Raw genomic sequence first — 25,867 nt, 5'->3', positions numbered from 1 at the left:
GCGTGTGACGGGTATGCGCCGGACGGGCACGGGTAGGCACGGGGCGCCCGCACAGGGCCCGACGCATACTGGAGAACATGAGCACCGGCACCGCCGAGTTCGTCCGCGCGACGCCCCGGTCCGGCGGCCCCATCGTCTCGGCCGTCGGTTACCGCACGCGGGGCGCCCGCCCCGCGCTCCACCGCGGCCTGCCCTCCCCGTACCTGACGGTGATCTTCTCCCTCGACGGGCCGGTCGTCAGCGGCCGCACCCCCGCGCAGGCGACCGGGCCGGACGCGGTCCGCACCGACATCGTCGTGGGCGGCCTGCACCGCGACCCCGCGTTCATCGCGCAGTCCGGGCAGGACGCCGGTATCCAGCTCGCGGTGCACCCGCTGGCGGCCCGCGCCCTGCTCGGCGTCCCGGCGGCCGCGCTCGCCGGAGAGCTGGTGACCGACGGGACGGAGGTACTGGGCCGCGCCGCCGCCGACGTACGCGAGCAGGTCCAGGGATCGGCCGACTGGGCGACGCGCTTCGCCCGGCTCTCCGCCTACCTGCTGCGCGATGTCGACCGGCCCTTCGCCGGCGTCCGCCCCGAGGTGGTCGAGGGCTGGGCGTGGCTCGCCCGGCACCGCGGCGCGGGCACCCTGCCCGGGCTCGCGGCCCACGTCGCGCTGAGCGAGCGCCGGCTGACCGCCCTGTTCCGCGCGGAGACGGGGCTGAGCCCGGGGCAGGCCGCGCGCCTCATGCGCTTCCAGCACGCGAAGGCCGCCGTCGTACGCGCCGTCGCCGCGAGCGCGCCGCCCGACCTGGCCCGGGTCGCCGCCGAGCACGGCTACTGCGACCACTCCCACCTCGTGCGGGACTTCCAGCGGTACGCGGGCCTCAGCCCGACCGGGTGGCTCGCCGAGGAGTGCCGGAACATCCAAGCCGGGGGCCACCACAACGGCGAAGAATGACTCCCATGGACACTTCGCAGAGCACCCCGCGTGAGCCCGCTGTCTGGCCCAGCCTCCAGGCGAACGACGCCCCCGCCCTCATCGACTTCCTCGTCGGCACCGTCGGCTTCCTGCGCACCGCCGTGTACCGGGACGGCGACCTCGTCGCGCACGCCCAGCTCGACTGGCCCGAGGGCGGCGCCATCATGCTCGGCTCCCACAAGCCGGACGCGGATCCGGGGACGTGGTGCCTGATGCCGGGCATGTTCGGCGCGTACGTGGTCACCGACCGGGTCGACGAGCTGTACGCGCACCTCGTCGACGCCGGCGTCAAGATCCTCCGCGAGATCGAGGACCAGCCGTACGGGAGCCGCGAGTTCACGATTCTCGACCCCGAGGGCAACAAGTGGTCCTTCGGCACGTACCGGGGAGAGCCCAGGCCCTGAGAGCCTGTCTTTGAACCCCCGTCTGCGCCCCGACGCCCGGCACGCCCGCTCACCGCACGGCGCCCCAGGACAGGTGGCTCCGCCACATGACCTGGGACGCCGCACGCCGATCGCACGCACCGACCGCCGCTGCGCCCGCGCTGCGCGCGGACGACGGGGGTTCAAAGACAGGCCCTGACCGGCCGGGCGGCGCCGTCAGCGCACCCGCAGCAGCAGCACCGTCCGGGCCTCCACCGTGATCACCGCCCCGGCCTCGTGGACCGCGCCCGGCGCCGCCGCCTGCTCCTCCGCGCCCGTGTCCACCAGCACCTCGTACGACCGGGCCCACGGCTCACCCGGCAGGACGAAGCTCTCGGCCCGGTCGCCCGCGTGCAGCACGGCCAGGAAACTGTCGTCCTCGATCCGCTCGCCGCGCGCGTCCCGGCCCGGGATGTCCTGCCCGGACAAGTACATGCCGAGCGTCGCGGCGGGCGCGTACCAGTCCCGCTCCGTCATCTCCGTGCCGCGCGACGTGAACCAGGCCAGATCCCGCAGCCCGTCCGTCGAGCGGGCCCGCCCGGAGAAGAACGCGCCGCGCCGCAGCACCGGATGCGCGTGCCGCAGCGCGATCAGCCGGGACGTGAGGTCGAACAGCGCCCGCCAGCCGGGGTCCTCCAGGAGCTCCCAGTCGACCCAGCTGATCTCGTTGTCCTGGCAGTAGGCGTTGTTGTTGCCGTGCTGGGTGCGCCCGAACTCGTCGCCCGCGACCAGCATGGGCACGCCCGTCGACAGCAGCAGCGTCGTCAGCAGGTTCCTCAACTGCCGCCTGCGCAGGGCGAGTACGGGCTCCGCGCCGCTCTCGCCCTCGGCGCCGCAGTTCCAGGACCTGTTGTCGTTCGTGCCGTCCCGGTTGCCCTCGCCGTTCGCCTCGTTGTGCTTGCGCTCGTAGCTCACCAGATCGCGCAGGGTGAAGCCGTCGTGCGCGGTGACGAAGTTGACCGACGCGTACGGCCGCCGCCCGCCCCACGCGTACAGGTCGCTCGACCCGGAGAGCCGGTACCCCAGATCCCGTACGTCGGGGAGCGCGCCGCGCCAGAAGTCCCGTACGGCGTCGCGGTAGCGGTCGTTCCACTCCGTCCACAGCGGGGGGAACGCGCCGACCTGGTAGCCGCCGGAGCCCACGTCCCACGGCTCCGCGATCAGCTTCACCCGGCGAAGGACCGGGTCCTGCGCGATGACCGCGAGGAACGGGGAGAGCATGTCGACGTCGTGCATCGACCGGGCGAGCGCCGCCGCCAGGTCGAAGCGGAAACCGTCCACGCCCATCTCCGTCACCCAGTAGCGCAGCGAGTCGGTGATCAGGCGCAGCACGTGCGGCTGCACCACGTGCAGGGTGTTGCCGCAGCCCGTGTAGTCGGCGTAGCGGCGCGCGTCGTCCTGGAGCCGGTAGTAGCCGCGGTTGTCGATGCCCTTGAGGGACAGCGTCGGGCCCAGCTCGCCCGCCTCCGCCGTGTGGTTGTAGACCACGTCGAGGATGACCTCGATCCCGGCGTCGTGCAGCGCCCGCACCATCCGCCGGAACTCGCCGACCTGCTGCCCGGCCGTGCCGGAGGCCGCGTACGCCGCGTGCGGGGCGAAGTAGCCGACCGAGTTGTAGCCCCAGTAGTTGCGCAGGCCCCGCCGCAGCAGATGGTCCTCGTGGGCGAACTGGTGCACCGGCAGCAGCTCCACCGCCGTCACGCCGAGGCGCGTCAGGTGCTCGATCGCCGCGGGGTGCGCGAGCCCGGCGTACGTGCCCCGCAACTCCTCGGGTATCCCGGGGTGCCGGCGGGTGAAGCCGCGCACGTGCAGCTCGTAGATGACCGAGTCCGACCAGGGCGTCTTGGGCCGCCGGTCGTCCACCCACTCGTCGTCGGGCGCGTCGTCGTGGACCACGACGCCCTTCGGGACGTACGGCGCCGAGTCCCGGTCGTCGCGCACGGTGTCGGCCACATGCTGCTGGGGCCAGTCCCGTACGTGCCCGTACACCTCGGGCGGCAGCCGGCCGTAGTCGTTCTCCCCCGAGCCGTCCACGGCCCGCGCGTACGGGTCGAGCAGCAGCTTCGCCGGGTTCCAGCGGGCGCCCGTCCACGGGTCCCAGCGGCCGTGCACCCGGAATCCGTACCGCTGCCCGGGCCGCACGCCCGGCACGAAGCCGTGCCAGATCTGATGGGTCAACTCGGTCAGGGGCGCCCGGCTTTCGCGCCCCTCCTCGTCGAACAGGCAGAGCTCGACGGATTCGGCGCCCCCGGCCCACAGCGCGAAGTTGGTCCCCGCGACCCCGTCCGGGCCGACCCGGAACCGGGCGCCGAGCGGCATGGGCGTGCCGGGCCACACGGGTTCGACCGGGGGAGTGCGGCCACGCCCGGGCCCGTAGAGCGCCGACGCGCGGACGGGCGGCCTCCCGTTCCCCGTCCGGCCGGCCGGCACGCCGGTCTGCACTGCCTCCTGCTCGGGTGCGCTCGACACCTGACAGCCTCCCGCGGCTCCACGAAGGATGGGCGGCGGGGCGGCGGCGTCCCGGCCGCGCTGCCCCTGATCCCCTCCCCTCTGTTCTGCCCAGAGCTCGGGTCGCACTCACGTTTCCCCAGCGGGGGGAGCGTCGTTGGCCTGGCGTGAGAACAGCTGTGAGGCGCGCGCGGCGCGCAGGGACGGTACTGGCCGCCGTACTGACATGGGCAGGACTGGTCGGTGGGCTCGCCGGATGCGACGCGGGCGGGATGTTCGGCAAGCCCCGTTCGCCCGAGGAGTTGATCCGGGTCACCCCGGACGACGCCGACAAGAACGTGAAGGTGACCGAGCGGCTCCGGGTCGAGGTGGACGAGGGCCGGCTGGAGTCGGTCGAGGTCGTGAAGGTGCAGGACGCGCGGGAGGAGGCGGTGGCCGGGCGGCTGGTGGACGGCGGCCGGCGCTGGCTGCCCACCGGTCCGGGCGCGGACCGGCTGACCCTCGCCGCGAAGTACACGGTCGACGCGGTCGCGGTCGGCGGCGACGGCCGCCGCGTGGCCCGCCACACCACGTTCACGACGGCCGTCCCCGGCGAGCGGTTCATCGGCTACGTGACGCCGGAGAACCGCGCCACGGTCGGCACGGGCATGATCGTGAAACTGGAGTTCAACCGGGCGATCGAGAACCGCGCCGCGGTCGAGCGTGCCGTCCGGGTCAGGTCGAGGCCCGCGGTGGAGGTCGCCCCGCACTGGTTCGGCGCGGCGCGCCTGGACTTCCGCCCGGAGCGGTACTGGAAGCCCGGCACCGAGGTCAGCGTCGACCTGAACCTGCGTGACGTGGAGGCGGCCCCCGGCGTCTACGGCCTCCAGCACAAGTCGTTCTCGTTCACCGTCGGCCGCAGCCAGGTCAGCGTGGTCGACGCCAGGACGCACATGATGGAGGTCCGCCGGGGCGGGAAGCTGGTCTCCACCCTGCCGATCACGGCGGGGGCGCCGCGCTCGACGACGTACAACGGGAAGATGGTCGTCTCGGAGATGCTCGACGTCACCCGGATGAACAGCCGCACCGTCGGCTACGGCGGCGAGTACGACATCCCGGACGTGCCGCACGCCCTCCGGCTCACGGACTCCGGCACGTTCCTGCACGGCAACTACTGGTCGGGCGGCGTCTTCGGCGCCGGCAACGTCAGCCACGGCTGTGTCGGTCTGCGCGATGTGAAGGGCGGCAGTCCGCTCACCCCGGCGGGCTGGTTCTTCGACCGCACGCTCATCGGCGACGTCGTCGAGGTGCGCAACAGCGCTGACAAGAAAGTGGCTCCTGACAACGGGCTCGGGGGATGGAACATGGAGTGGAAGGAGTGGAAGGCCGGGGCGGCGGCGGGTTCGTAGCCCCGGCGGCGGCGGAAAGGGGGGCCACCGCACGGGCGTTGGGACTAAACGGTGACATAAGCAGGGATCCGTTTTCCCAGGTCGGGAGGTTAATCTTTCGCTGTGCGCGCGCAGACGCGCAGGGGTGCGGGCCTTGGACCAAGGCCGTGCGAGGGGAGAAGAACATCTTGAACGGGCGACGACCGATATCGGCGGCTCTGCTGGGGGCGGCACTGCTGCTGGTCACCGCGTGCGGGGGCGGGGGCGGTACGGATGAGGACGGCAAGGGCACATCCGACAAGGCGGCGGAGGCGAACAAACCGTCGCAGGCCGTCGTGACGGTGGCGCCGAAGGACGGGGCGGACGCCGTCGCCACCAGCGGGGCCCTCAGGATCAGCGCCGACAGGGGCAGGCTGACCGAGGTGAAGGTCGCCGACTCCAAGGGCAATCCGGTGGCGGGGGAGATCACCGGCGGCAGCAGCTGGACGCCCGCCCACCACCTGGCCGCGTCCACCAAGTACCAGGTGCACGCGGTGGCGAAGGACAAGGACGGGCGGGAGTCGGCCAAGGACACCACCTTCACCACGCTCACCCCGAAGAACACCTTCGTCGGCATGTTCACGCCGGAGGACGGTTCGAAGGTCGGCGTCGGGATGCCGTTCTCGGTCCGCTTCACGCGGGGCATCACGCACCCCGAGGACGTCGAGAAGGCGATCACCGTCAAGACGGAACCCGCCGTCCCGGTCGAGCCCCACTGGTTCGGCAACGACCGCATCGACTTCCGCCCCGAGAAGTACTGGGCGTCCGGCACCGAGGTCACGGTCAAGCTGAACCTCGACGGCGTCGAGGGGCGCCCGGGTGTCTACGGCAAGCAGGTCCGCACGGTGAAGTTCACCATCGGCCGCAGCCAGGTCTCCACGGTCGACGCGAAGACGCACATGATGACGGTCGAGCGCGACGGCAGGACGCTCAAGAAGATCCCCGTCACGGCCGGGAAGCCGGGTTACGAGACCTGGGAGGGCCAGATGGTCATGAGCGAGAAGCTCGCGGTGACCCGGATGAACGGCGAGACCGTCGGGTACGGCGGCGAGTACGACATCAAGGACGTCCCGCACGCCATCCGCCTGACCAACTCCGGCACGTTCATCCACGGCAACTACTGGGGCGGCGGCGCCTTCGGCAACTACAACGCCAGCCACGGCTGCGTCGGCCTGCGCGACGTCCGCGGCGGTTACGACAGCAAGGTGCCGGCGGCCTGGTTCTTCAACCAGTCGATGATCGGCGACGTGGTCGTCGTCAAGAACACCCACGACAAGACGGTGGCCCCGGACAACGGGTTCAACGGCTGGAACATGTCCTGGGCGGACTGGAAGAAGTAGGGGGACATCCCGTCCGGCCGTGAACGCCCGCTAACCTGCGGGCCATGACCGTACATCTGGAAATCGCCGACGGGGTGGGCACGATCCGCCTCGACCGTCCGCCGATGAACGCCCTGGACGTCGCCGTCCAGGACCGCATCAAAGAACTCGCGGCAGAGGCCACGGCCCGTACGGACGTACGGGCCGTCGTCGTCCGCGGCAGCGAGAAGGTCTTCGCGGCCGGTGCGGACATCAAGGAGATGCAGGCCATGGACCACGCGGCCATGGTCGTCAGGTCCCGCGCCCTCCAGGACTCCTTCAGCGCGGTCGCCCGCATCCCCAAGCCGGTCGTCGCCGCCGTCACGGGCTACGCGCTGGGCGGCGGCTGCGAGTTGGCGCTCTGCGCCGACTTCCGTATCGCCGCCGACAACGCCAAGCTCGGCCAGCCGGAGATCCTGCTCGGCCTGATCCCGGGCGCGGGCGGCACCCAGCGCCTCGCCCGTCTGGTCGGCCCCTCGAAGGCGAAGGACCTGATCTTCACCGGCCGGCAGGTCAAGGCGGACGAGGCGCTCACCATCGGCCTGGTGGACCGGGTCGTCCCGGCCGCGGAGGTCTTCGAGGCCGCGCACGCGTGGGCGGCGAAGCTGGCGAAGGGTCCGGCGATCGCGCTGCGCGCCGCGAAGGAGTCCATCGACGCGGGCCTGGAGACGGACCTGGAGACCGGTCTCGCCATCGAACGCACCTGGTTCGCGGGTTTGTTCGCGACAGCCGACCGGGAGACCGGAATGCGCAGCTTTGTGGAGGAAGGTCCGGGCAAGGCGACCTTCGCCTGACGGCCCTCCTGCGCCGGGCGTCAACTCCCTTGCGACCGATACGAGTTGCCCTCGTACCTCGTTGGAGCGCATTATCCGTACCTTAAGAGGACCTTAAGCGAACCTTGTTCGTGACGATCAAGAATCGGGCGCACACGGTGAGTCATTGCAGGTCAAAAGGTACTTGAAACGCTTCTAAGTGCCTGTGGCATATGCCAAAAGAGCCCCCCGGAATGAGGCGTTCCGGGGGGCTTATTCGGCCGGAACGGCCCCAAGGCGCCGCCTCTGCGGCCATCATGGAGGGCATGGCGGGGCTTGAGGGTGTCGAACAACCGCGGCGGCACGGCAGTGCGACCGCGGCGCGCTGGTCTCCCGCGGTCGAGGACGAATTCGCGCTGCGGGCGCTGGAGTTGTTCGGAAATCCGACCGAGGCGGAGGTGCGTCTGCCGTCGCGCCCCGAATCGGCGGCGACGGCGCGCCGGCTCGCCCAGGTGGTGGTCCTGCGCCACTGGGGCCTGTCCCCGAAGATGACCGAGGACGCCATCCTGCTCGTCTCCGAGCTCGTCGGCAACGCGGTGCGGCACACCGGCGCCCGGGTCTTCGGGCTGCGCATGCTGCGCCGCAGGGGCTGGATCCGGGTCGAGGTGCGCGATCCCTCCCGCGGCCTGCCGTGTCTGATGCCGGTGCAGCCGTTCGACATCTCCGGCCGCGGCCTCTTCCTCGTCGACAAGCTCTCCGACCGGTGGGGCGTCGACCTGCTGCCGCGCGGCAAGACCACCTGGTTCGAGATGCGGGTCGCCGACCGCTGACCGGCCCCGCACGCACGAAAGCCCCCGTTCTCGCCGTCGTGCGGCGCCGCGGGGGCTTTCATGTGGTGCGCCGCGAACAGTGGGGGGTGTAGTCCGCGGCGTCTGACGACGACCTGGCCCGGGTCAATGGGGGTCGTGGCACCGATCATGGCAGACGGCGTTGGCCCGGGCCAAATGAATCGATGGTGATGTGAGCCACGCGCCTCGCAAATGAAGAATAAATACAGGCGGCATCCAGTAATCATTAAGGCTGTCGAGTCGGTAAGAGTATTTTGTCCATCATGCCCGTTAAATATGCGGCGTGACCACGGCAGAACCGATCCGACGCCGCTCGGCACTGCGCCACGCCACCGGCCTCGCAGCCGCCCTCGCCACCGGCTGCGCCGCCGAGCGGCAGGCGCCCGCGCCCGCCCCGGCCGCGCACTCGGCGCCGCCGCGCCCGCCGCGCCCGGCGCACCCCGCGCGAGCCGCCCCCGCCCCCCGCCGCCTCCCCGGCCTGCCCGCCGAGATCGACCACGGCCCGCGCACCACGGGCCGCGTCGCCCTCACCTTCCACGGCCAGGGCGACCCTGCCATCGCCCGCGCCGTCCTGGCCGAGGCCGAACGCGCCCGCGCCCACGTCACCGTCCTCGCCGTCGGCACCTGGCTCGACGAGCACCCGGCCATCGCCCGGCGCATCCTCGACGGCGGCCACGACCTGGGGAACCACACCCTCCACCACCGCTCCGTCACCGCCATGTCCGAGGCCGACGCGTACGCCGAGATCACCGGCTGCGCCGACCGCCTGCGCCGCCTGACCGGCTCCATCGGCACCTGGTTCCGGCCGTCGCGCACCCGCACGGCGACCCCGCTCGTCACCCGCCTCGCCCAGCGCGCCGGCTACCCGCACGTCCTGTCGTACGACGTCGACTCGCTGGACTTCACCTCCCCGGGCGCCGACGCCGTCGTCACCAACGTCACCTCGGCCGCGCGCGCCGGCTCGGTCGTCAGCCTGCACTTCGGCTACCGGGACACCATCGCCGCCCTGCCGCCCCTCCTGGACCACCTCGACCGTCGCGGCCTGACCGCGGTGACCTGCACGGAGCTGCTCACGTGAACACCACCCCGTTCCCCTCGCCGAAGACCCGCCCGGGCCGGCGCACCGGCGTACTGCTCGCCGCCGCCTCGGTCGTCCTCGCCGCGCTCGCCGGCTGCGGCACCGACGAGGCCGCGGACCGCGGCAGCCAGGGCGCCGTCAAGCCGGTCAAGGAGGCCGATCCGGTCAAGCCGGCGGTGCCGAAGCGGCAGGCCGCGCCAGGACTGCCCGGCATGCCGCCCGTCCTCGACCCCAAGGACGTGTACGCGGCGGACCGGCCCGGCAAGCTCTCGCCGGTGGTGAAGGACTTCCCGTCCCGCGTCTACGTCCCCAACACCGAATCCGACACCGTCACCGTCATCGACCCCAAGACCTTCAAGGTCACCGAGACCATCCCGGTCGGACACCAGCCCCAGCACGTCGTCCCCTCCTGGGACATGAAGACGCTGTGGGTCAACAACAACCGCGGCCACACGCTCACCCCGATCGACCCGAAGACCGGGAAGGCGGGGAACCCGGTCGACGTGCACGACCCGTACAACCTGTACTTCACGCCCGACGGCAAGTACGCCGTCGTGATGGCCTCGCTCGACCGGCAGCTCGTCTTCCGCGACCCGCACACCATGAAGATCAAACACACCGAGCCGGTCAGCTGCTACGGCGTCAACCACGCCGACTTCTCGCCCGACGGCCGCTACTTCATCGTCAGCTGCGAGTTCAGCGGCGAACTCCTCAAGGTCGACACGGCGCGGATGAAGGTCGTCGCGCAGCAGAAGCTGCCCTTCCAGGGCGCCATGCCGCAGGACGTGAAGATCTCCCCCGACGGGAAGAAGTTCTACGTCGCCGACATGATGGCCGACGGCATGTGGGTGCTGGACGGGAACACCTTCTCCGAGCCGAAGCTGCTGCCGACCGGCAAGGGCACGCACGGCCTCTACGTCAGCCGCGACTCCAAGGAGATGTACGTCACCAACCGCGGCGAGGGGACCATCTCGATCTTCGACTTCGCCCAGGACAAGCTGACGAAGAAGTGGAAGCTCCCGCAGGGCGGCAGCCCCGACATGGGCGGCGTCTCGGCGGACGGCAGAACGCTCTGGCTGTCCGGCCGCTACGACTCCGAGGTGTACGCCATCGACACGCGCACCGGCGCCCAGATCGCCCGCATCCCGGTGGGTCGCGGCCCGCACGGCCTCGCGGTCTACCCGCAGCCCGGCCGCTACTCCCTGGGCCACACCGGCATCTTCCGCTGATCACCGGGTGAGCATCAGCGCCTCGGACCCCACCGGCCGGTAACCCGCGGCCTGGAAGACCCGGACACTGCGCGCGTTGCCCGGCGACTGCTGCGCCCAGACGTACTCGTCCGCGACCAAGTGCCGGGCGGCGACCGCGAGCCGCCGCCCGAGCCCGCGGTGCCGTACGTCCTCGTCCACCTCGATCGCGGCCTCCGCGCGCCCGCCGACGCCGCGCCCCAGCACCAGCACGCCGCCCGCCGTCTCCCACACCCGCACCGCGTCGCGGTGGGTGAGCGCCCGGACCACCCGGGGGTGCTCACGGTCCCGGATCTCACGCAGTGCGAGGGGCGGCGGGCCCGCGAGCGCCGGGGCCACCGTCAGCAGGTCGACCGTGTCGTGGGCGCGGCCCGTGCGGTCCATGAACGCGGCGAGGAACCGGGCGTTCATGGACGCGGCGAGCGCGTCGCAGTCCACCGCCGCCAGCGCCTCGCGCACCCAGCTCTCCGGCTCGTCCGTGAAGACCACGCTGTGCGCCGTGAACGCCAGCACCCCCGCGTCCCGCGCGCACATCTGCGGCACGACCGTCGTCGTACCGTCCGGCGGCGGGAAGACACCCTTGGCCGCCGCGTCCAGAATGTCACGCAGATCCACTGTGACTCCTCGCTTGAGTCTCCACCCGCTGGAAGGCACAGACTCCTCGACATGACCGACGACGGCCCGCCCCTGCTCACCATCGGACAGCTGGCCCGCACCACCGGCCTCACGGTGCGCACCATCCGGTACTGGTCCGACGAGGGTGTCCTGCACCCCGTGGGCCGCAGCGACGGCGGATACCGACTCTACGACGCGCAGTCCGTGGCCCGCCTCGAACTGATCCGCACCCTGCGCGAGCTGGGCCTCGGCCTGGACGACGTACGGAAGGTGGCCGAGGGGGAGCGGGACATCGCGTCCGTGGCGGCCGCCCATGTGGCGGCGCTCGACGCGCAGATCCGCGCGCTGCGGCTGAGCCGGGCGGTGCTGTCGACGGTCGCGAAACGCAATTCCAGCGCCGAGGAGATGGCCTTCATGAACAACCTGGCACGCCTGTCCGCCGCCGAGCGCGGCCGCATCATCACGGAGTTCACGGACGAGATGTTCCGCGGGCTCGACACCGCCGACCCGGTGGTCCGCGAGCGCATGGAGCGGGTCGGCGCCGATCTGCCCGACGACCCGACGCCCGAGCAGGTCGACGCCTGGGTGGAACTCGCCGAGCTGCTCCAGGACCCGGAGTTCAAGGCACGGATGCGCCGGGTCGCCGAGTTCAACGCGGACCGCGCCCCCGACAGCCCGGCAGGCGACTCGATGTCGTTCATGCGGCGGCTCATGGTGTCCGCCGCCGACGCCGTGCGGCGCGGGGTGGCCCCCGAGTCGGCCGAGGCCGACGCCGTCCTGCGCGAGCTGCTCGGCGAGGACGCCGACCGGACGCAGGTCCTGGAGCGGCTGCTCGCCACGGCCACCGACAAGGTCGCCCGGTACCGCGAACTGCTCGCGCTCGTGAAGGGCGCCACCCCGGACGCGGCGCACCGGAAAGAGTTCGCCTGGGTCCTGGCCGCACTGCGCGCCCACCCGGCCAGCTAATCTGGCCCCGTCAATACGGCAGTACGAGCAGTACGTACAAACGAGGGGTGGTCCGGTGGCGGACATCGAGGAAGCACGCAAGGCGTTCGAGCGGTTCGACGCGGACGGCGACGGCTTCATCACGGCGGCCGAGTACAAGAGCGCCATGGCGCAGATGGGCGACTTCAACGTCACCGAGTCGGTGGCCGAGGTCCTCATCGCCCGGCAGGACGCCAACGGGGACAAGCTCCTCTCCTTCGACGAGTTCTGGGCCAACCTCAACAAGGCCTGAGAACCGGCCGTCGAGCCCCGTCCGCCGGGGTGGGAGCCCGTCGCTCCCGCCCCGGCGGACGTCTGTCCCGACCGGACGACCGGTGCGCTCCGCGCGGCGCCGGGTCAGGCCGGACGCCGATACTGACCCGGCGCCACCCCGAACTCCCGCTTGAACGCTTTGGCGAACGCGAACTCCGAGGTGTAGCCCGCCCGTTGGGAGATGACGCGCAGTGGCGTCCTCTCCTCGCGCAGCAGCCGGCCCGCCGTCGTCATCCGCCACCACGTCAGATACGCGAGCGGCGGCACCCCCACCGCCGCCGCGAACCGCCGGGCGAACGCCGCCCGGGAGAGCGCGCCGAGCCCGGCCAGCTCCGCCACCGTCCACGGGTGCGCGGGGTTCTCGTGCATGGCGCACAGGGCGGCGGCCAGCGGCGGTTCGGTGAGCGCGGTCGACCAGCTCGCGGGGCGGGACTCGGCCCCGTGCGGGTGCCGGCCGAGCCACCAGGCCCGCAGGATGTACAGGAGCAGCGTGTCCAGGAGCGCCGAGACGATCGTGTCGGAGCCGGGGCGCGGCTCGTCCAGTTCGGCGCCGAGCAGTTCGATCGCCGTCCGCAGCGAGCGGTGGGCGCCCACGCGCGCGGGCAGATGCACCACGTCGGGCAGCTCGCCGAGCAGCGGGTGGGCGCGCGCCCGGTTCAGGTGGTACGCGCCGCACAGCATCACCGTGTCGGGCTCGGGACCGGCCGTGGGGCGCGGCGGCGCCGAGGGCCAGGCGCCGTCGGGGCCGACCGTGAACCGCTCGGTGGCGACGCCGGGTTCACTCACCAGGGCGTGCCCGCGGCCGTGCGCGAGGAACACCACGTCGCCGGGGCCGAGCGCGACGGGCGGCGCGTCGTCGCCCGCCGGCAGCAGCCAGGCGGAGCCGCGAAGGAGGACGTGGAACCCGGCCCCGTCATGGGCGTCGAAGCGGATGCCCCAGGGGGCGACCTTGTCGCGCAGCGCCGAGTGCGGGCGGCCGAGCCGCATCGCGGCGATCGCGTCGCTGAGTACGTCCATGGCGGCCACGTTAGCGTGCGGGTCGCGACGGTGAGACGTACGGACATGAAGGGGAGATCTTCAGGCATGGTCCGTCTCATGTGCCGGCCATAGCGTCGAGCCATGACCAATATGCAGACCGAGACCGAGACCAAGGTCGACGCGCAGACCAGTACCCAGCCCGAGGGCAAGGTCGATGTGCGGGCCGACGTCCGGGCCGGCGCTCAGGCCAGTACCCGGCACGGTGCGGACACCGCCCGTGCCGTCCTCTTCGACACCATCGGCGGCCCCGACGTCCTGCACGTGGCCGACGTGCGGCTCGACGCGCCCGGCCCCGCCGAACTCGCCATCCGGGTCGAGGCGTTGGGCCTCAACCGGGCCGAGGCTCTCTTCCGCGCGGGCGAGTACTACTACCAGCCGCCCCTGCCCGGATCGCGGCTCGGTTACGAGGCGGCCGGTGTCGTCGAGACCGTCGGCGAGGAGGTCACCGGGTTCGCGCCCGGCGACCTCGTGATGACCGGCCCCGGCATCGAGATGGGCGCGCAGGGCGTCTACGGAGACCGGATCGTGCTGCCCGAGTCCGCGGTCGTGCCCCGCCCCGCCTCCGTCGACGCGGTCACCGGGGCCGCGGCCTGGCTCACGTACACGACGGCGTACGGGGGCCTGATCGAGACGGCCCGGATGCGGCCCGGCGACCACGTCCTGATCACCGGCGCCTCCAGCGGCGTCGGCACCGCCGCGATTCAGGTGGCCCGGCGGATCGGGGCCGTGCCGGTCGCGACGACCCGCACGGCGGCGAAGAAGCGGGCGCTCCTCGATCTGGGCGCGGAACACGTCGTGGTCACCGACACCGAGGACGTGGTCGAGGAGGTCCGCCGGGTCACCGGCGGCGCGGGCGCGGACATCCTCTTCGACGCGATCGGCGGCCCCCAACTCCCGCTGCACGCCTCGGCGTTGCGCGACCACGGCACGATCGTGGTCTACGGCTGGCTGAACGGCGCCCCCGCTCTCCCGATGAACTGGCCCCAGACCATCCACACGTACGCCAACCTCCGCCTCACCGAGACCGCGGAAGGGCGCCGCCGCTCCAACGCCTTCCTCCACGCGGGCCTGCTCGACGGCGGGTTCCGCCCGCCCATCGCGGAGGTCTTCGACGGCCTCGACCGCGTCCCGGACGCGCACCGCCTCATGGAGTCCAACACGCACACCGGGAAAATCGTCGTCAAGGTCTGAGTCCGCAGGCGCCGGGTCCACAGGCGCCGAGTCCGCGGGCTCCGAGCCGCCGTGTCCCGGGCCGCCGAAGTCCGAGCCGTCACTCTTCGGGCGGTACCGAGGAATAGCCGTCGACCCGCCGAGGTTCGCTCCATGCACATGCATGAATCTCTCGAAGGGCGTGACATGAAGATCGGCATCATCGGCGCGGGCAACATCGGCGGCAACCTCACCCGGCGCTTCACCACCGTCGGCCACGACGTCCACGTCGCCAACTCGCGCGGCCCGCACACCCTCACCGAGCTCGCCGAGGAGACCGGCGCCACGGCCGCCACCATCGAGGACGCCGTGCGCGACGCGCAGGTCGTGGTCGTCACCATCCCGCTCAAGGCGGTCCCCGACCTGCCCGACGGCTTCCTGGCCGCGGCCGCCGACGACGTGACCGTCATCGACACCGGCAACTACTACCCGCAGCAGCGCGACGGGAAGATCGCCGAGATCGAGGACGGCCTGACCGAGAGCCGCTGGACCGAGCGGCAGATCGGCCACCAGGTCGTCAAGGCGTTCAACGGCACCTACGCCCAGGACATCCTCGACAAGCCGCGCCCGTCCGGCGACCCGGCGCGCGTCGCCCTGCCCATCGCGGGCGACGACACCGCGGCCAAGCAGGTCGTCACCGCCCTGCTCGACGAGATCGGCTTCGACACCGTCGACGCGGGCGGCCTGGACGAGTCGTGGCGCCAGCAGCCCGGCACCCCTGTCTACGGCCTCGCCTCCGACGCCGTCGCCGTCCGCAAGGCCCTGGAAGCGGCGTCCCCGGAGCGCACCGCGGAGTGGCGCGCCTGACCAGCCGCCTGCGCGACCCCCGTCAGGACGTGGCCCATTCGCGCAGCGCGGTCTCGCTCGCGAAGTCGGCCACGTTCTTGTCGAGGGGGTCGTCGGTGTACTGGTGGAAGCGCCAGTCCGCCTGGATGCGGGGCTTTCCCGCCGCCACGTAGTCGGCGATCCAGAGCCCGTCGCCCGCGTACGAGGTCGTGTCGACGTTCAGCCAGTAGTTGCGGTTGCAGTAGAGAAGACACTTGTTGTTCGGCCGCAGCCGCTTCACCGCACGGATGAACTTGTCCTTCTCGGCGTTGCTCGCGTGCGTGCCCTCGCCGGTCGTCTCCCAGTCGACGGCCAGCAGATCGCCCCCCTTCTCGGGGGCCTTGCTCACGAAGTACTCGGCCTGAGCCGTCAGGTTCCCGGGCCACAGGAAGTGGTAGAAGCCGACCACGCAGCCGGCGTCGCGCGCTTTCTTGGTCTGTGCGGCCAGCCGCGGATTGACGTAACTACGTCCTTCCGTCGCCTTGATGAAGACGAACGCCTGGCCGTCGGTGTCGAACGAGGTCTGGTACGAGCTGACGTCGATGCCACGAATCATGACTGAGCCTCCTGGTCGACGGGGTGGTGAAGTCGGCATCCCCACCGTTGTTTGCCCGGCCTCACACTTGGAACACGCTTTACACGGGGAGATGCAACTGAGGTAGCCCCCCGCGCTGTCTGACAGAGAGGCGGGGGCAGTGAGCGGGTGACGGAGAGAGCGGGGCAGTTCGTGGGACGGCGCAAGGGCAGCGGCATAGGAATCGCGCTGATGACGGTCGCGGCACTGGCAGGTGTGAGCGCGTGCGGCAGCAGCGGTGGCGGCACCGGGGCGAGCGGGGGCGACGGGAAGGGGTCGGGCAAGCCGAGCGCGACCGCGTCGCCGTCACCGGAGAAGCCCAAGGGGCCCCCGATGCTCCTGGAGACGATCACTCCCCAGACGGGTACCAAGGTCGGTGTGGCCATGCCGGTCTCGGTGGTGTTCACCAACCCGGTGGCGGCCAAGGCACGCGCCTCGGTCGAGAAGCACATGAAGGTGAGCGCCTCCCAGCCGGTGGAAGGCGCCTGGCACTGGTTCGGCGACAAGCGCGCCGACTGGCGGCCGAAGGAGTACTGGCCCTCCGGTACGTCGGTGAAGGTCGAGGCCGACATGAAGGGCGTCAGCAACGGCAACGGCCGGTACGGCGTGCGCACGTACACCCACACCTTCAAGGTCGGCGACGACGTCCGGGCCGACGTCTCCGTCAGCGGCCACACCATGAAGGTCACCAAGAACGGCTCGACGTTGCGCACGCTGTCGATCAACGCGGGCAGCGCCGAGTACCCCACCTGGAACGGCACGATGGCCGTCATCGACAAGCAGGAGAAGGTCCACATGACCTCCTGCAGCGTCGGCATCAGCTGCGACAAGGGCAGCCCCAACTACTACGACCTGACCCTGCCCTGGGACGTCCACCTCACCCAGTCCGGCACCTACGTCCACTACTCGACCGGCGACCCGAACCCGGGCAGCGGCAGCGCCCGCGGCTCGCACGGCTGCGTCCACCTGTCGATGTCCGACGCCAAGTGGTTCTACCAGCAGGTCAAGCAGGGCGACCCGATCACCATCACCGGCTCCCCGCGCGCCAAGGCCCCGGCCGACAACGGCTACGCGGCCTTCAATCTCAGCTGGGACCAGTGGCTCCAGGGCAGCGGCGCGGGCGAGGCCACCACCGCCACGCTCTGACGGGGAACGCGGCGGGTCAACACTCGATGATGTTCACCGCGAGCCCGCCGCGCGTTGTTTCCCTCACAGCTGACCGGCGCTGAGCTGCCGGGCCCCGCCTCAGCCCGGTGGCGCGGTACTCAGAACGCCTGTAGGTAGACCCTCGCCCGGTCACCCTCGATGGCCTGGACGTAGATCTCGATCCACTGCACCTTCTCCTTGCGAGGAGCGTCGTTCACGCAGGGCGGGCAGACCCCCGCCCAGCGCGTCTCCTTCAGCTTCTGCGGTTCGGTCAGCCCGAGGTGCCGGAACAGCTCGTTCTTCGGAGCAACGTCGTACTTCTTCGCCTTGAGGGGCTCCTTGGAGCGGAGGCCCTCCGCGATGTTCTCGGCGTTCTTCTCGGTCGTGACGAAGGAGAGCAGGTAGACGTCCTCCTGGGGGTTGATCTGGACGGCTCCTTTGATGCTGGTCGCGTCCTTGGGCGGTGTCACGTACATGAAGGCCGACGCCTCGGCCGCTCCGGCCTTCTTGTCCCATTCAGGAGTGCGTCCGCCGGACACGCGGTGGCGGTCGCCGGTGTCCGAACCGGAGCACGCGGCGAGCAGGAGGACCCCGGCCAGCACCATGATGAGGGTGGCACCACGTTTACTCGTCACCGGTTCTCCTCGTCGCCGCGGGAGACATCCCCGCGGGTGCCTTCTCGTCCTTGGTTCGGCGGGTGCACTGTCGGTCCCGCGTCACCGTCCAGGTCATACGTGTACGTCGAGCTGCTCCCCCGCATGTCGAACTCCTGAGCAAGACCAGTCTTGTGCAGGCGCCCCATCTCGGAGTCCGGGATCGTCACGCCTCCAGGGAAGTCGGTCGACTTGCCGGCGTCCCAGTTGTACCGGTCCCACACGTTGGCCCGGTAGTCGAGGGAGACCTTCGGCTTGCCGTCCGATCCCGGACTGACGGTGACCATTCCGGACACGTTCTGCTGGTGCGAGCCGACCGCGTGGAACCACTCGTCGCTATGGAGCGTTCGCCCCACTGCCTTGCTCTCCACCGGCACGACGACCGTCCTGTCCCCTCCGGCCTTGTCGAAGGCGTCGAGTCCCTGTTGGCGCCATGCTTCCCGGTTCTCGGCGATGTGGAGCGTGGTGATCTCCTCGCGGAAACCGGAGTCGTCCTGGAGGATGCGATCTACATCGAGATCCAGAGGGTCGCCCGACTTGCCCAGGTAGTGCTCCATGTTGCGTGAAGCACCGTTCTCCCCGACGAAGTCACCACCCGCCGCGATACTTTGGGCCCGCGCCAAATACCACAGGTCCTGGGCCGTGGGGTCCGCTGTGTTGAACGTCCCCGAGCCTTCGTCCGGGCTCTGCCACTTGTACAACGGGCTCATGATCCCCGCCTTGCGCAGCTCGTCGCCCTTCTCCTGCAACAGGACACCGCGCGTGATCGGATCGAGATCGTGCCACCACTCAGCGACAGCCTGCTTGCCTCTGGGGATGTGCGCGGCCTTCGCCGCTTCCTCAAGAGATGGGTAGGGGCTCGCCTCCGGATTCCGGTTGAAGCCGCCGACGGTGCCGTCCATGAGGCTCTGGTCCTGCGTCATCGAAGCGAGGGCTAGCTTGAACCCCTCGTCGGCGTCGTTCACCGCCTTTACCGCGGTGTCGAGCTGTTCAGCCCAACCGCCGGCTGCCGTGCGGGCGCTCTCCTGGTAACCAGGGTCGTGGACGTAGGCGATGTACCCGGATTGGTCGAGCTTGGAAGTATCGAAGGCGACAACGCCCTGCTCCGACACTTTCATGCCGGCCTTTACGGCGTCTTCCCGGACGTGCTCGATCCTTTTTCGGAGACGGCTGAATTCAGCATGTGCGTCTCGGAGTAGCTTCGCGACGGCTCTCGCCTCGCGCTGCGCCCCTTGGTACTCCTTGAGTGTCACGTCGAAGCGCGCGGAGCCCGCGTTCGCGCTGATGCCCACCCATGCATCACCGAGGGAGGTGCCGTGTACATCCCTCTCGTAGGTGCCTGCGAGGGTGTCGAAGTCCTTGGCCATGGAGGTCCAGTCGTCGGCGGCCGTCGTGAGCTTCGAGAGGTCGGTGCCCATGATCTCGTAGTACGTCGCCACGGCTGAACTCCAGTTGCGCCATGCGCAGTTCGGAAAAGGCTGTCTGATCAGAGCGAGTCGAGTGCGGAGGACTTCCGGATACCCAGTTCTACGCCCGTGTCGGTGTTCTGGAAGATCGTGTTCGTGGCACGCAGCGCTGTCTTCTCCGAGCCGAGACGGTTCATCAGCGTCGTGAGCTGTTCGCTCCACACCTTGCGCGCAGCCTTCAAAGCAGGCCCGGTGAGCCACCCCTCGAACTCCTTGGAAGCGGCGCCCGTGCTCGCACGCGCCTGGGTGCCGTCTCTGCGTGTGTCCGGTTCCAGGTGCTTCTCGATCGCCTCGGCCGTCTTCTTCTTCTCCGCGGGGCTCGATGCGAGGTCCTTGTCACCGGATGGCGCGCCTCCACCGCCAACAAGCGGGGCCACATGGTTCAGCCGCATCTGTGTCGCCGATGTGTCACCTTCGATCATGACCTCTCCCCCGAGCGCGATCAGATCCGGCAATCTTACGAGATGCAACTGGGGCGGCAAAGGAGAATCGTGACGGATGGGTCCTTCCATGGCTGGTAAACGCCTTTCGCCGCACCGCCCATACTGGCCGAAGCGGCGGCTCGTACAACCGTTTCCCGCGGAGACCGTGGTGCGTCTTCGTCCCGGCCGAGGAGTCTCCGGGACGCGCGGGTCATACACCCCGCTCCGCGCCCGCGACCGCGCGAGATGAGGAGAACACCGGCTCAGATGCCTGTCCTCAGCACTCGGTGCTATTCACCGCGAGCCCGCCGCGCGCCGTGACGGACATGTCGGCGCCCTGTCGCATTATGCCCTTGACCTGCACGTCCGGGGGTGGCTAAGTCACCCTGCACTCCAGCAGGGACCTCTCAGGGGCTATGGCCGGGAGGGGGCCCGAAGTCAGGCGTCCATCGCGGCGAGCCCTCGCTGCCCCGCACCGGGCATGAAGTGAGCGTAGCGATGCCGATGTTGGCGGCCCGCTGGACCTCGAGTACGGCCCAGGTCCAGAAGGCTCTCTCGTCTTCGAGTCCCAGATCACGGCGTTTTCCGGTGTGTGGGTCCTCGGCCCAGATTCTGATGGCTGTTCCGTGCGGAACCACGACACGTACGAGTTGCTGGCTGGCAGCGGTGAACACCTCTCCGGGGCTGGCGTGCTTGGCGGCTTTCAGTACCGCGGCAGCGCCCTTGCGACGCTGGTCGACCGTGCTGACGAGGATCGGCAGAACCGGCGGGTGCTCGCGGGTGCGGGCGTCCATCCTCGCCTTGCGCTGCCGTTGCACTTTGCGGTTCTCCCTGCAAACTGCCTGCTGCGGGGGTGAAGTTCGCTTCGATGGCCGCATCACCTGCACGGAACAGGTGCAGGCGCGTAGCGGCACTGTCAGGAGCTGGGCAGCACGATGCCTTGTGGCACGTTCACCCGTGAAACGCGTGAGGGCCAGACCTTAATGGTCCGGCCCTCAGCGATGCTCCGGCGTGCTACCACACACTATCCGTTGCCACCGACCTGAACCTCACGAAGTTTTCGAAGGAGTCCGCATGAGGGGAATCGAGACGTTCACGTCCCGCGAGCCGGTCTAAGAAGCGTCGCACTCGTGCGGCCCAGGGAGCAAGCCGAAGAGGGACACAGGTGACTCAACCCCAACCTTGTGCACAAGGTAAATCTGGCTAGATAACGAAAAGGGCAGGTCATAGCGTTGCAGGGTGGCGGCGTGAACCAACCAGTTGGGCGGAGAACCCAGGGGGCGGGACGTCGATGCATTAACCCCCCGCCCCTCGTGGCTCATGCGGCAGGATTACTGATCACGCCACGGGGTGCCTACCACCGCCCCTCGGTGACGAAGGAGTCCGCATCCGTCGGGGGTACCGCATCGCAGGTGGCCCCCGAATTGACCCCGAGGGGACCTGCCAGTGAGCCGCTCTCGTTCTGCCGCCCACCCCGACATGCCGCCTGCACCCCACCGCCTGCGTGGCACCGAGGCGGTCGTAGTGATCGTCATCGTCCTTGCCGCCGTCGCCCTGTACGCCTCCCCCGGCCTGACCTCACAGCCCCCGGATCTCGCCACGGTCCTCCAGCTCGTAACCGGGGCCGCAAGCATCGGTGTAGGAACCATCGCCGCCCTCCGCTTCACGCGCCGCGCCCATCTCGGCGCCCTCTGCCTGGTTTGAGAGGGATTGCAATGGGACGTCCTGAAAAACCTTTGCCGGTCGACGGCGCCAACCCGGGCCACCTCATGCTCGCCGCCCATCTGCGCCGATGGCGCAAGGAGGCCGGCCTCACCTACACGCAACTCGCGCAGCGGTGCACCGAACTACACGCTGTTGACTACTCCGCATCCACCTTGCGCCGTGCGGCATCGGGTGACGCGATACCGCGACTGCCCGTTGTGGAGGCGTACGCCGAGGCGTGTGGGGCCACCGCAAGTGTGGCGCGCAAGTATTGGCGCGATGCCCGCGCGCTGGACCACGCCAACCCGCACCAGGGTGGAAAGACGGTGCCGAAGGCGCACTTGGTCGTCAACTCGGCCGACCTCCTTGCCGGCCTGCGCCACCTGTACTACCGCGCAGGCTCCATGCCGTTGGCGGAGATGGAGTCGCGGGCGGGACTCAACCGCCTGCCGCACAGCACCTTGCACCGCATGCTTCACGGAGCCACGATGCTCACCATCGACCACCTCCGTGCCTTCCTGGAGGTTTGCGAGGTTCCCAGGGTGGAGGAGGTGGCGTGGGTGGAAGCGTGGCGCCGGGTGTGGCATCGGGAACAGCGTCAGCACCTGGAGATGAACAGGTGGGCTCGCCCGGATCGAGAGGTGAATTCCTGGCGCGTGCTTGGCGAGGTGACAACAGTGACGGCTGAGACGGCCCGTCGGCGTTATCAGCGGGACGTGCTGGAGTACGAAGAGGAAATCAGGAGGATGCCCCACTGGAGCGAGACCGCTCAGGGCTTAGTCCTCGGAAATTACAGCATTGAGGTCCCCATCCTGCCCTCGCTCGCTCAGGCACCGGAGCCGCGGCCGTTCCTGGGCAAGAGGCGGAAGGCAGGGAGGTCTAAGTCGCGCCGCCGTCGGCCAGTCCGGTAGGAGCGCACCATGTTACTGACGAGCACCTCAGCTGCAACTATGCCGGTGTCGTACTGAAAGGCGACTCCATTCCGAAGCCGAACTGGACTTCAGAACGAGGAGAAGCAGGGACTCTTCAGGAACCTTCACGTCTGTCCCAGGGAGGTCTCAGGGACTTTCCGCCGCGTAAGCAGGGAAGCCCCTGACAGCGCCGAAAGCCACGAACGCGCTGGTCAGGACCCCATCTCCTAGCACTCGATGATGTTCACCGCGAGCCCGCCCCGCGCCGTCTCCTTGTACTTGACGGACATGTCCGCGCCGGTCTCCTTCATGGTCTTGATGACCTTGTCGAGGGAGACCTTGTGGGAGCCGTCGCCGCGCATCGCCATCTTGGCGGCGGTGACGGCCTTCACGGCCGCCATGCCGTTGCGCTCGATGCAGGGGATCTGGACGAGGCCGCCGACGGGGTCGCAGGTCAGGCCGAGGTTGTGCTCCATACCGATCTCGGCCGCGTTCTCCACCTGCTCGGGGGAGCCGCCGAGGACTTCGGCGAGCGCGCCCGCCGCCATCGAGCAGGCCGAGCCGACCTCGCCCTGGCAGCCGACCTCGGCGCCGGAGATCGAGGCGTTCTCCTTGAAGAGCATGCCGATCGCGCCCGCCGAGAGCAGGAAGCGGACGACGCCCTCCTCCTTCTCCTGGTCGGAGCCGCTGGGCACGAAGTTCACGTAGTAGTGCAGAACCGCCGGGATGATGCCCGCCGCGCCGTTGGTCGGGGCGGTGACCACCCGGCCGCCCGCCGCGTTCTCCTCGTTGACCGCCATCGCGTACAGGGTGATCCACTCCATGGCCTGCGGCAGCGGCTCGCCCTCGGCGCGCAGCTTGCGGGCCGAACTCGCCGCACGGCGGCGGACCTTGAGGCCGCCGGGCAGGATGCCCTCGCGGGACATGCCGCGCGACACGCACGCCTGCATCACGCGCCAGAGCTCCAGCAGCCCGGCGCGGATCTCGTCCTCGGTGCGCCAGGCCTTCTCGTTCTCCAGCATCAGCGCGGGGATGGACAGGCCCGTCTCACGGGTGAGGCGCAGCAGCTCGTCACCGGTGCGGAACGGGTACTTCAGGACGGTGTCGTCCGGCACGACCGGGTTCTCGCCCTGGACGGCGTCCTCGTCGACGACGAAGCCGCCGCCCACGGAGTAGTACGTCTTGGAGAGCAGCTCGGCGCCCTCGGCGTCGTGGGCCCACAGCCGCATGCCGTTGGCGTGGTAGGGCAGGGTCTCGCGGCGGTGCAGGACCAGGTCGTCGTCGTAGGCGAAGGCGATGTCGTGCACGCCGAGCAGGTTGATCCGGCCGGACGACCGGATCGTCTCCACCCGCTCGTCGGCGTGCTCGACGTCGACGGTGCGCGGTGACTCGCCCTCCAGGCCGAGCAGCACCGCCTTCGGGGTGCCGTGCCCGTGGCCGGTCGCGCCCAGCGAGCCGTACAGCTCGGCGCGTATGGAGGCGGTGTGGGCCAGCAGGCCCTCGTTCTTCAGCCGCCGCGCGAACATCCGCGCCGCGCGCATCGGGCCGACCGTGTGGGAGCTGGACGGGCCGATGCCGATCGAGAACAGGTCGAAGACCGAGATGGCCACGGTGAGACTCCAAAAGGTGGTTGGTAGACGCCGTTGTCTGCCGGGGTGGTGCGGTGTGCAAGGGCGGTGCATGGCACGGGGCACCGTGCGTCCTGGTTCCTTGTGGTTCCAGTGTGCGCGGTGCCCCGGAAGTGTGTACGTACACAAGGGTACGTAACTGCCGTGAAATCCCTACAGGCCGGGGTAGAGCGGGTGCTTCTCGGCCAACGCGGTCACCCGGGCCTTGAGCGCCCGGGCGTCGGCCTCGGCGAAGGGGGCGGGCGCCTTGAGGGCCTCCGCGATCACGTCGGCGACCTCGGCGAAGTCCTCGGCCGTGAAGCCGCGGGTGGCCAGGGCGGGCGTGCCGATGCGCAGGCCGGAGGTGACCATCGGCGGGCGCGGGTCGTTCGGGACCGCGTTGCGGTTGACCGTGATGCCGACCTCGTGGAGACGGTCCTCGGCCTGCTGACCGTCGAGCTCGGAGTCGCGCAGGTCGACCAGGACGAGGTGCACGTCCGTGCCGCCGGAGAGCACGTTCACGCCGCGGGCGCGGGAGTCCTCGGAGGTCAGCCGCTCGGCGAGGATGCGGGCGCCCTCGACCGTACGGGCCTGGCGCTCCTTGAAGCCCTCACTCGCCGCGATCTTGAAGGAGACCGCCTTCGCCGCGATCACGTGCTCCAGGGGGCCGCCCTGGAAGCCCGGGAAGACGGACGAGTTCAGCTTCTTCGCGAAGTCCTTCTTGGCGAGGATGATGCCGCCGCGGGGGCCGCCGAGCGTCTTGTGGGTCGTCGAGGTGACGACGTCCGCGTGCTCGACCGGGTTCGGGTGCAGCCCCGCCGCGACGAGACCGGCGAAGTGCGCCATGTCGACCCAGAGGTACGCCTCGACCTCGTCGGCGATGCGCCGGAACTCGGCGAAGTCCAGCTGACGCGGGTACGCCGACCAGCCGGCGATGATCACCTTCGGGCGGTGCTCCTTGGCGAGCGCCTCGACCTCGGCCATGTCGACCAGGCCGTTGTCGTCGACGTGGTACGGGACCACGTTGAACTGCTTGCCGGAGAAGTTCAGGCGCATGCCGTGCGTGAGGTGGCCGCCGTGCGCCAGGTCCAGGCCGAGGATCGTGTCGCCGGGCTTGGCGAGCGCGAAGAGGGCGGCCTGGTTGGCGGAGGCGCCCGAGTGCGGCTGCACGTTGGCGTACTCGGCGCCGAACAGCTCCTTGACCCGGTCGATCGCGATCTGCTCGGTGACGTCGACGTGCTCGCAGCCGCCGTAGTAGCGGCGGCCGGGGTAGCCCTCGGCGTACTTGTTGGTGAGGACCGAGCCCTGGGCCTCCATGACGGCGACCGGCGCGAAGTTCTCCGACGCGATCATTTCCAGGGTCGACTGCTGGCGGTGCAGCTCGGCGTCGACGGCCTCGGCCACCTCCGGGTCGAGCGTGTGCAGGGACTCGTTCAGTACGGACTGCGCAGAGATGTCGGTCATGGGGGTCAGCTCCCGGAGAACTCGGTGTACTCGTCGGCGGTGAGCAGGTCCTTCGGCTCCTCGGCGATCCGGACCTTGAAGAGCCAGCCGCCCTCGAAGGGGGCCGAGTTCACCAGGGACGGGTCGTCGACGACGTCCTGGTTGGCCTCGGTGACCTCGCCCGAGACGGGGGAGTACAGGTCGGAGACCGACTTGGTGGACTCCAGCTCGCCGCAGGTCTCGCCCGCGGTGACGGTGTCGCCGACCTCGGGGAGCTGGACGAACACGATGTCACCGAGCGCGTTGGCCGCGTGCTCCGTGATGCCGACCGTGGCGACGCCGTCCTCGACGGCCGACAGCCACTCGTGCTCCTTGCTGTAACGCAGCTGCTGCGGGTTGCTCATGATGCGAATTCTCCTGTACGCGGGAGGGTGCTGGTGACAGTGGGGGAGGGCGCGGGGATGACGAGCGTCACTTCC

Annotated in this window: 26 protein-coding genes; 15 read left to right on the top strand and 11 right to left on the bottom strand. The window is 70.1% G+C overall.

From position 1 onward, the window contains the following. Positions 1-77 precede the first annotated feature (77 nt). Positions 78-938, top strand: a complete 861-nt coding sequence (locus ACZ45E_RS16565) for a helix-turn-helix domain-containing protein (RefSeq protein WP_468221364.1) — start codon at positions 78-80, stop codon at positions 936-938. A gap of 5 nt (positions 939-943) precedes the next feature. Continuing rightward, positions 944-1,363 carry a VOC family protein gene (locus tag ACZ45E_RS16560; RefSeq protein WP_468221362.1) on the top strand — a complete coding sequence of 140 codons (420 nt, stop codon included), beginning with the start codon at positions 944-946 and terminating at the stop codon, positions 1,361-1,363. 195 nt (positions 1,364-1,558) lie between these two features. On the opposite strand, the gene glgX is transcribed toward ACZ45E_RS16560, so the two are convergent. Continuing rightward, complete coding sequence (glgX, locus tag ACZ45E_RS16555; RefSeq protein WP_468221360.1) at positions 1,559-3,850, bottom strand: glycogen debranching protein GlgX; 2,292 nt, start codon at positions 3,848-3,850, stop codon at positions 1,559-1,561. 146 nt (positions 3,851-3,996) lie between these two features. Here glgX and ACZ45E_RS16550 point away from each other — a divergent pair, with 146 nt between their 5' ends. The 6 genes from ACZ45E_RS16550 to ACZ45E_RS16525 all read left to right on the top strand — a co-directional run bounded on the left by ACZ45E_RS16550 (position 3,997) and on the right by ACZ45E_RS16525 (position 10,500). Continuing rightward, on the top strand, positions 3,997-5,217 hold the full coding sequence (locus ACZ45E_RS16550; RefSeq protein ID WP_468221358.1) for a L,D-transpeptidase: 1,221 nt from the start codon (positions 3,997-3,999) through the stop codon (positions 5,215-5,217). A gap of 167 nt (positions 5,218-5,384) precedes the next feature. Beyond that, positions 5,385-6,575 (top strand): L,D-transpeptidase, encoded by a 1,191-nt coding sequence (locus tag ACZ45E_RS16545; RefSeq protein ID WP_468221357.1) that lies wholly within the window; start codon positions 5,385-5,387, stop codon positions 6,573-6,575. A gap of 44 nt (positions 6,576-6,619) precedes the next feature. Next, positions 6,620-7,387 (top strand): enoyl-CoA hydratase/isomerase family protein, encoded by a 768-nt coding sequence (locus tag ACZ45E_RS16540; protein ID WP_468221354.1) that lies wholly within the window; start codon positions 6,620-6,622, stop codon positions 7,385-7,387. Between the two features lie 284 nt (positions 7,388-7,671). Beyond that, on the top strand, positions 7,672-8,175 hold the full coding sequence (locus ACZ45E_RS16535) for an ATP-binding protein (RefSeq protein WP_468221353.1): 504 nt from the start codon (positions 7,672-7,674) through the stop codon (positions 8,173-8,175). 292 nt (positions 8,176-8,467) lie between these two features. Beyond that, positions 8,468-9,271, top strand: coding sequence for a polysaccharide deacetylase family protein (locus tag ACZ45E_RS16530; RefSeq protein ID WP_468221461.1), 804 nt, complete (start codon positions 8,468-8,470; stop codon positions 9,269-9,271). Between the two features lie 53 nt (positions 9,272-9,324). After that, on the top strand, positions 9,325-10,500 hold the full coding sequence (locus ACZ45E_RS16525) for a YVTN family beta-propeller repeat protein (protein WP_468221459.1): 1,176 nt from the start codon (positions 9,325-9,327) through the stop codon (positions 10,498-10,500). Here ACZ45E_RS16525 and ACZ45E_RS16520 read toward each other — a convergent pair whose 3' ends face one another. Then, on the bottom strand, positions 10,501-11,133 hold the full coding sequence (locus ACZ45E_RS16520; protein ID WP_468221352.1) for a GNAT family N-acetyltransferase: 633 nt from the start codon (positions 11,131-11,133) through the stop codon (positions 10,501-10,503). 51 nt (positions 11,134-11,184) lie between these two features. Between ACZ45E_RS16520 and ACZ45E_RS16515 the strand changes: the two genes are divergently transcribed. Then, positions 11,185-12,099 carry a helix-turn-helix domain-containing protein gene (locus tag ACZ45E_RS16515; protein WP_468221350.1) on the top strand — a complete coding sequence of 305 codons (915 nt, stop codon included), beginning with the start codon at positions 11,185-11,187 and terminating at the stop codon, positions 12,097-12,099. Positions 12,100-12,154: 55 nt separating this feature from the next. Further along, positions 12,155-12,370 (top strand): EF-hand domain-containing protein, encoded by a 216-nt coding sequence (locus tag ACZ45E_RS16510; protein WP_468221347.1) that lies wholly within the window; start codon positions 12,155-12,157, stop codon positions 12,368-12,370. Positions 12,371-12,474: 104 nt separating this feature from the next. On the opposite strand, the gene ACZ45E_RS16505 is transcribed toward ACZ45E_RS16510, so the two are convergent. After that, complete coding sequence (locus ACZ45E_RS16505; protein WP_468221345.1) at positions 12,475-13,407, bottom strand: AraC family transcriptional regulator; 933 nt, start codon at positions 13,405-13,407, stop codon at positions 12,475-12,477. A 102-nt stretch (positions 13,408-13,509) separates the two neighbouring features. Between ACZ45E_RS16505 and ACZ45E_RS16500 the strand changes: the two genes are divergently transcribed. After that, entirely contained in the window at positions 13,510-14,619 is a 1,110-nt protein-coding gene (locus ACZ45E_RS16500; protein ID WP_468221344.1) for a zinc-dependent alcohol dehydrogenase family protein, read from the top strand. A 138-nt stretch (positions 14,620-14,757) separates the two neighbouring features. Further along, on the top strand, positions 14,758-15,444 hold the full coding sequence (locus tag ACZ45E_RS16495) for an NADPH-dependent F420 reductase (protein ID WP_468221458.1): 687 nt from the start codon (positions 14,758-14,760) through the stop codon (positions 15,442-15,444). A 22-nt stretch (positions 15,445-15,466) separates the two neighbouring features. Here the strand turns inward: ACZ45E_RS16495 and ACZ45E_RS16490 are convergent, their stop codons facing one another. After that, a complete protein-coding gene (locus ACZ45E_RS16490) occupies positions 15,467-16,018 on the bottom strand; it encodes a glycoside hydrolase family 25 protein (protein ID WP_468221341.1) in 552 nt (183 codons plus the stop codon). A gap of 210 nt (positions 16,019-16,228) precedes the next feature. Between ACZ45E_RS16490 and ACZ45E_RS16485 the strand changes: the two genes are divergently transcribed. Beyond that, complete coding sequence (locus ACZ45E_RS16485; protein WP_468221456.1) at positions 16,229-17,182, top strand: L,D-transpeptidase; 954 nt, start codon at positions 16,229-16,231, stop codon at positions 17,180-17,182. A 119-nt stretch (positions 17,183-17,301) separates the two neighbouring features. Here ACZ45E_RS16485 and ACZ45E_RS16480 read toward each other — a convergent pair whose 3' ends face one another. From ACZ45E_RS16480 to ACZ45E_RS16465, 4 genes are all read right to left on the bottom strand, one after another. Then, positions 17,302-17,817 (bottom strand): hypothetical protein, encoded by a 516-nt coding sequence (locus ACZ45E_RS16480; protein WP_468221339.1) that lies wholly within the window; start codon positions 17,815-17,817, stop codon positions 17,302-17,304. After that, the gene (locus tag ACZ45E_RS16475) at positions 17,814-19,274 is read right to left on the bottom strand and encodes a hypothetical protein (RefSeq protein ID WP_468221337.1); all 1,461 of its coding nucleotides are present in this window, start codon (positions 19,272-19,274) and stop codon (positions 17,814-17,816) included. The genes ACZ45E_RS16480 and ACZ45E_RS16475 overlap by 4 nt, the downstream gene beginning before the upstream one ends. A gap of 47 nt (positions 19,275-19,321) precedes the next feature. After that, on the bottom strand, positions 19,322-19,813 hold the full coding sequence (locus tag ACZ45E_RS16470; protein WP_468221334.1) for a hypothetical protein: 492 nt from the start codon (positions 19,811-19,813) through the stop codon (positions 19,322-19,324). A 317-nt stretch (positions 19,814-20,130) separates the two neighbouring features. After that, positions 20,131-20,517: a hypothetical protein gene (locus tag ACZ45E_RS16465; RefSeq protein WP_468221332.1), complete on the bottom strand. Its 387-nt coding sequence runs from the start codon at positions 20,515-20,517 to the stop codon at positions 20,131-20,133. A gap of 685 nt (positions 20,518-21,202) precedes the next feature. Between ACZ45E_RS16465 and ACZ45E_RS16460 the strand changes: the two genes are divergently transcribed. Beyond that, complete coding sequence (locus tag ACZ45E_RS16460) at positions 21,203-21,427, top strand: hypothetical protein (RefSeq protein WP_468221331.1); 225 nt, start codon at positions 21,203-21,205, stop codon at positions 21,425-21,427. Positions 21,428-21,438: 11 nt separating this feature from the next. Further along, positions 21,439-22,338, top strand: a complete 900-nt coding sequence (locus ACZ45E_RS16455) for a helix-turn-helix domain-containing protein (protein WP_468221328.1) — start codon at positions 21,439-21,441, stop codon at positions 22,336-22,338. Between the two features lie 227 nt (positions 22,339-22,565). On the opposite strand, the gene ACZ45E_RS16450 is transcribed toward ACZ45E_RS16455, so the two are convergent. The 3 genes from ACZ45E_RS16450 to gcvH all read right to left on the bottom strand — a co-directional run bounded on the left by ACZ45E_RS16450 (position 22,566) and on the right by gcvH (position 25,792). Beyond that, entirely contained in the window at positions 22,566-23,948 is a 1,383-nt protein-coding gene (locus ACZ45E_RS16450) for an L-serine ammonia-lyase (protein ID WP_468221326.1), read from the bottom strand. A 171-nt stretch (positions 23,949-24,119) separates the two neighbouring features. After that, entirely contained in the window at positions 24,120-25,409 is a 1,290-nt protein-coding gene (gene glyA, locus ACZ45E_RS16445) for a serine hydroxymethyltransferase (protein WP_468221324.1), read from the bottom strand. 5 nt (positions 25,410-25,414) lie between these two features. After that, a complete protein-coding gene (gcvH, locus tag ACZ45E_RS16440; RefSeq protein ID WP_468221322.1) occupies positions 25,415-25,792 on the bottom strand; it encodes a glycine cleavage system protein GcvH in 378 nt (125 codons plus the stop codon). Between the last annotated feature and the right edge of the window lie 75 nt (positions 25,793-25,867).

The organism is Streptomyces sp. NPDC030991, from assembly GCF_055571235.1.
The sequence above is the reverse complement of the archived record's forward strand: the minus strand, read 5'-3'. Positions and strand labels throughout refer to the sequence as shown.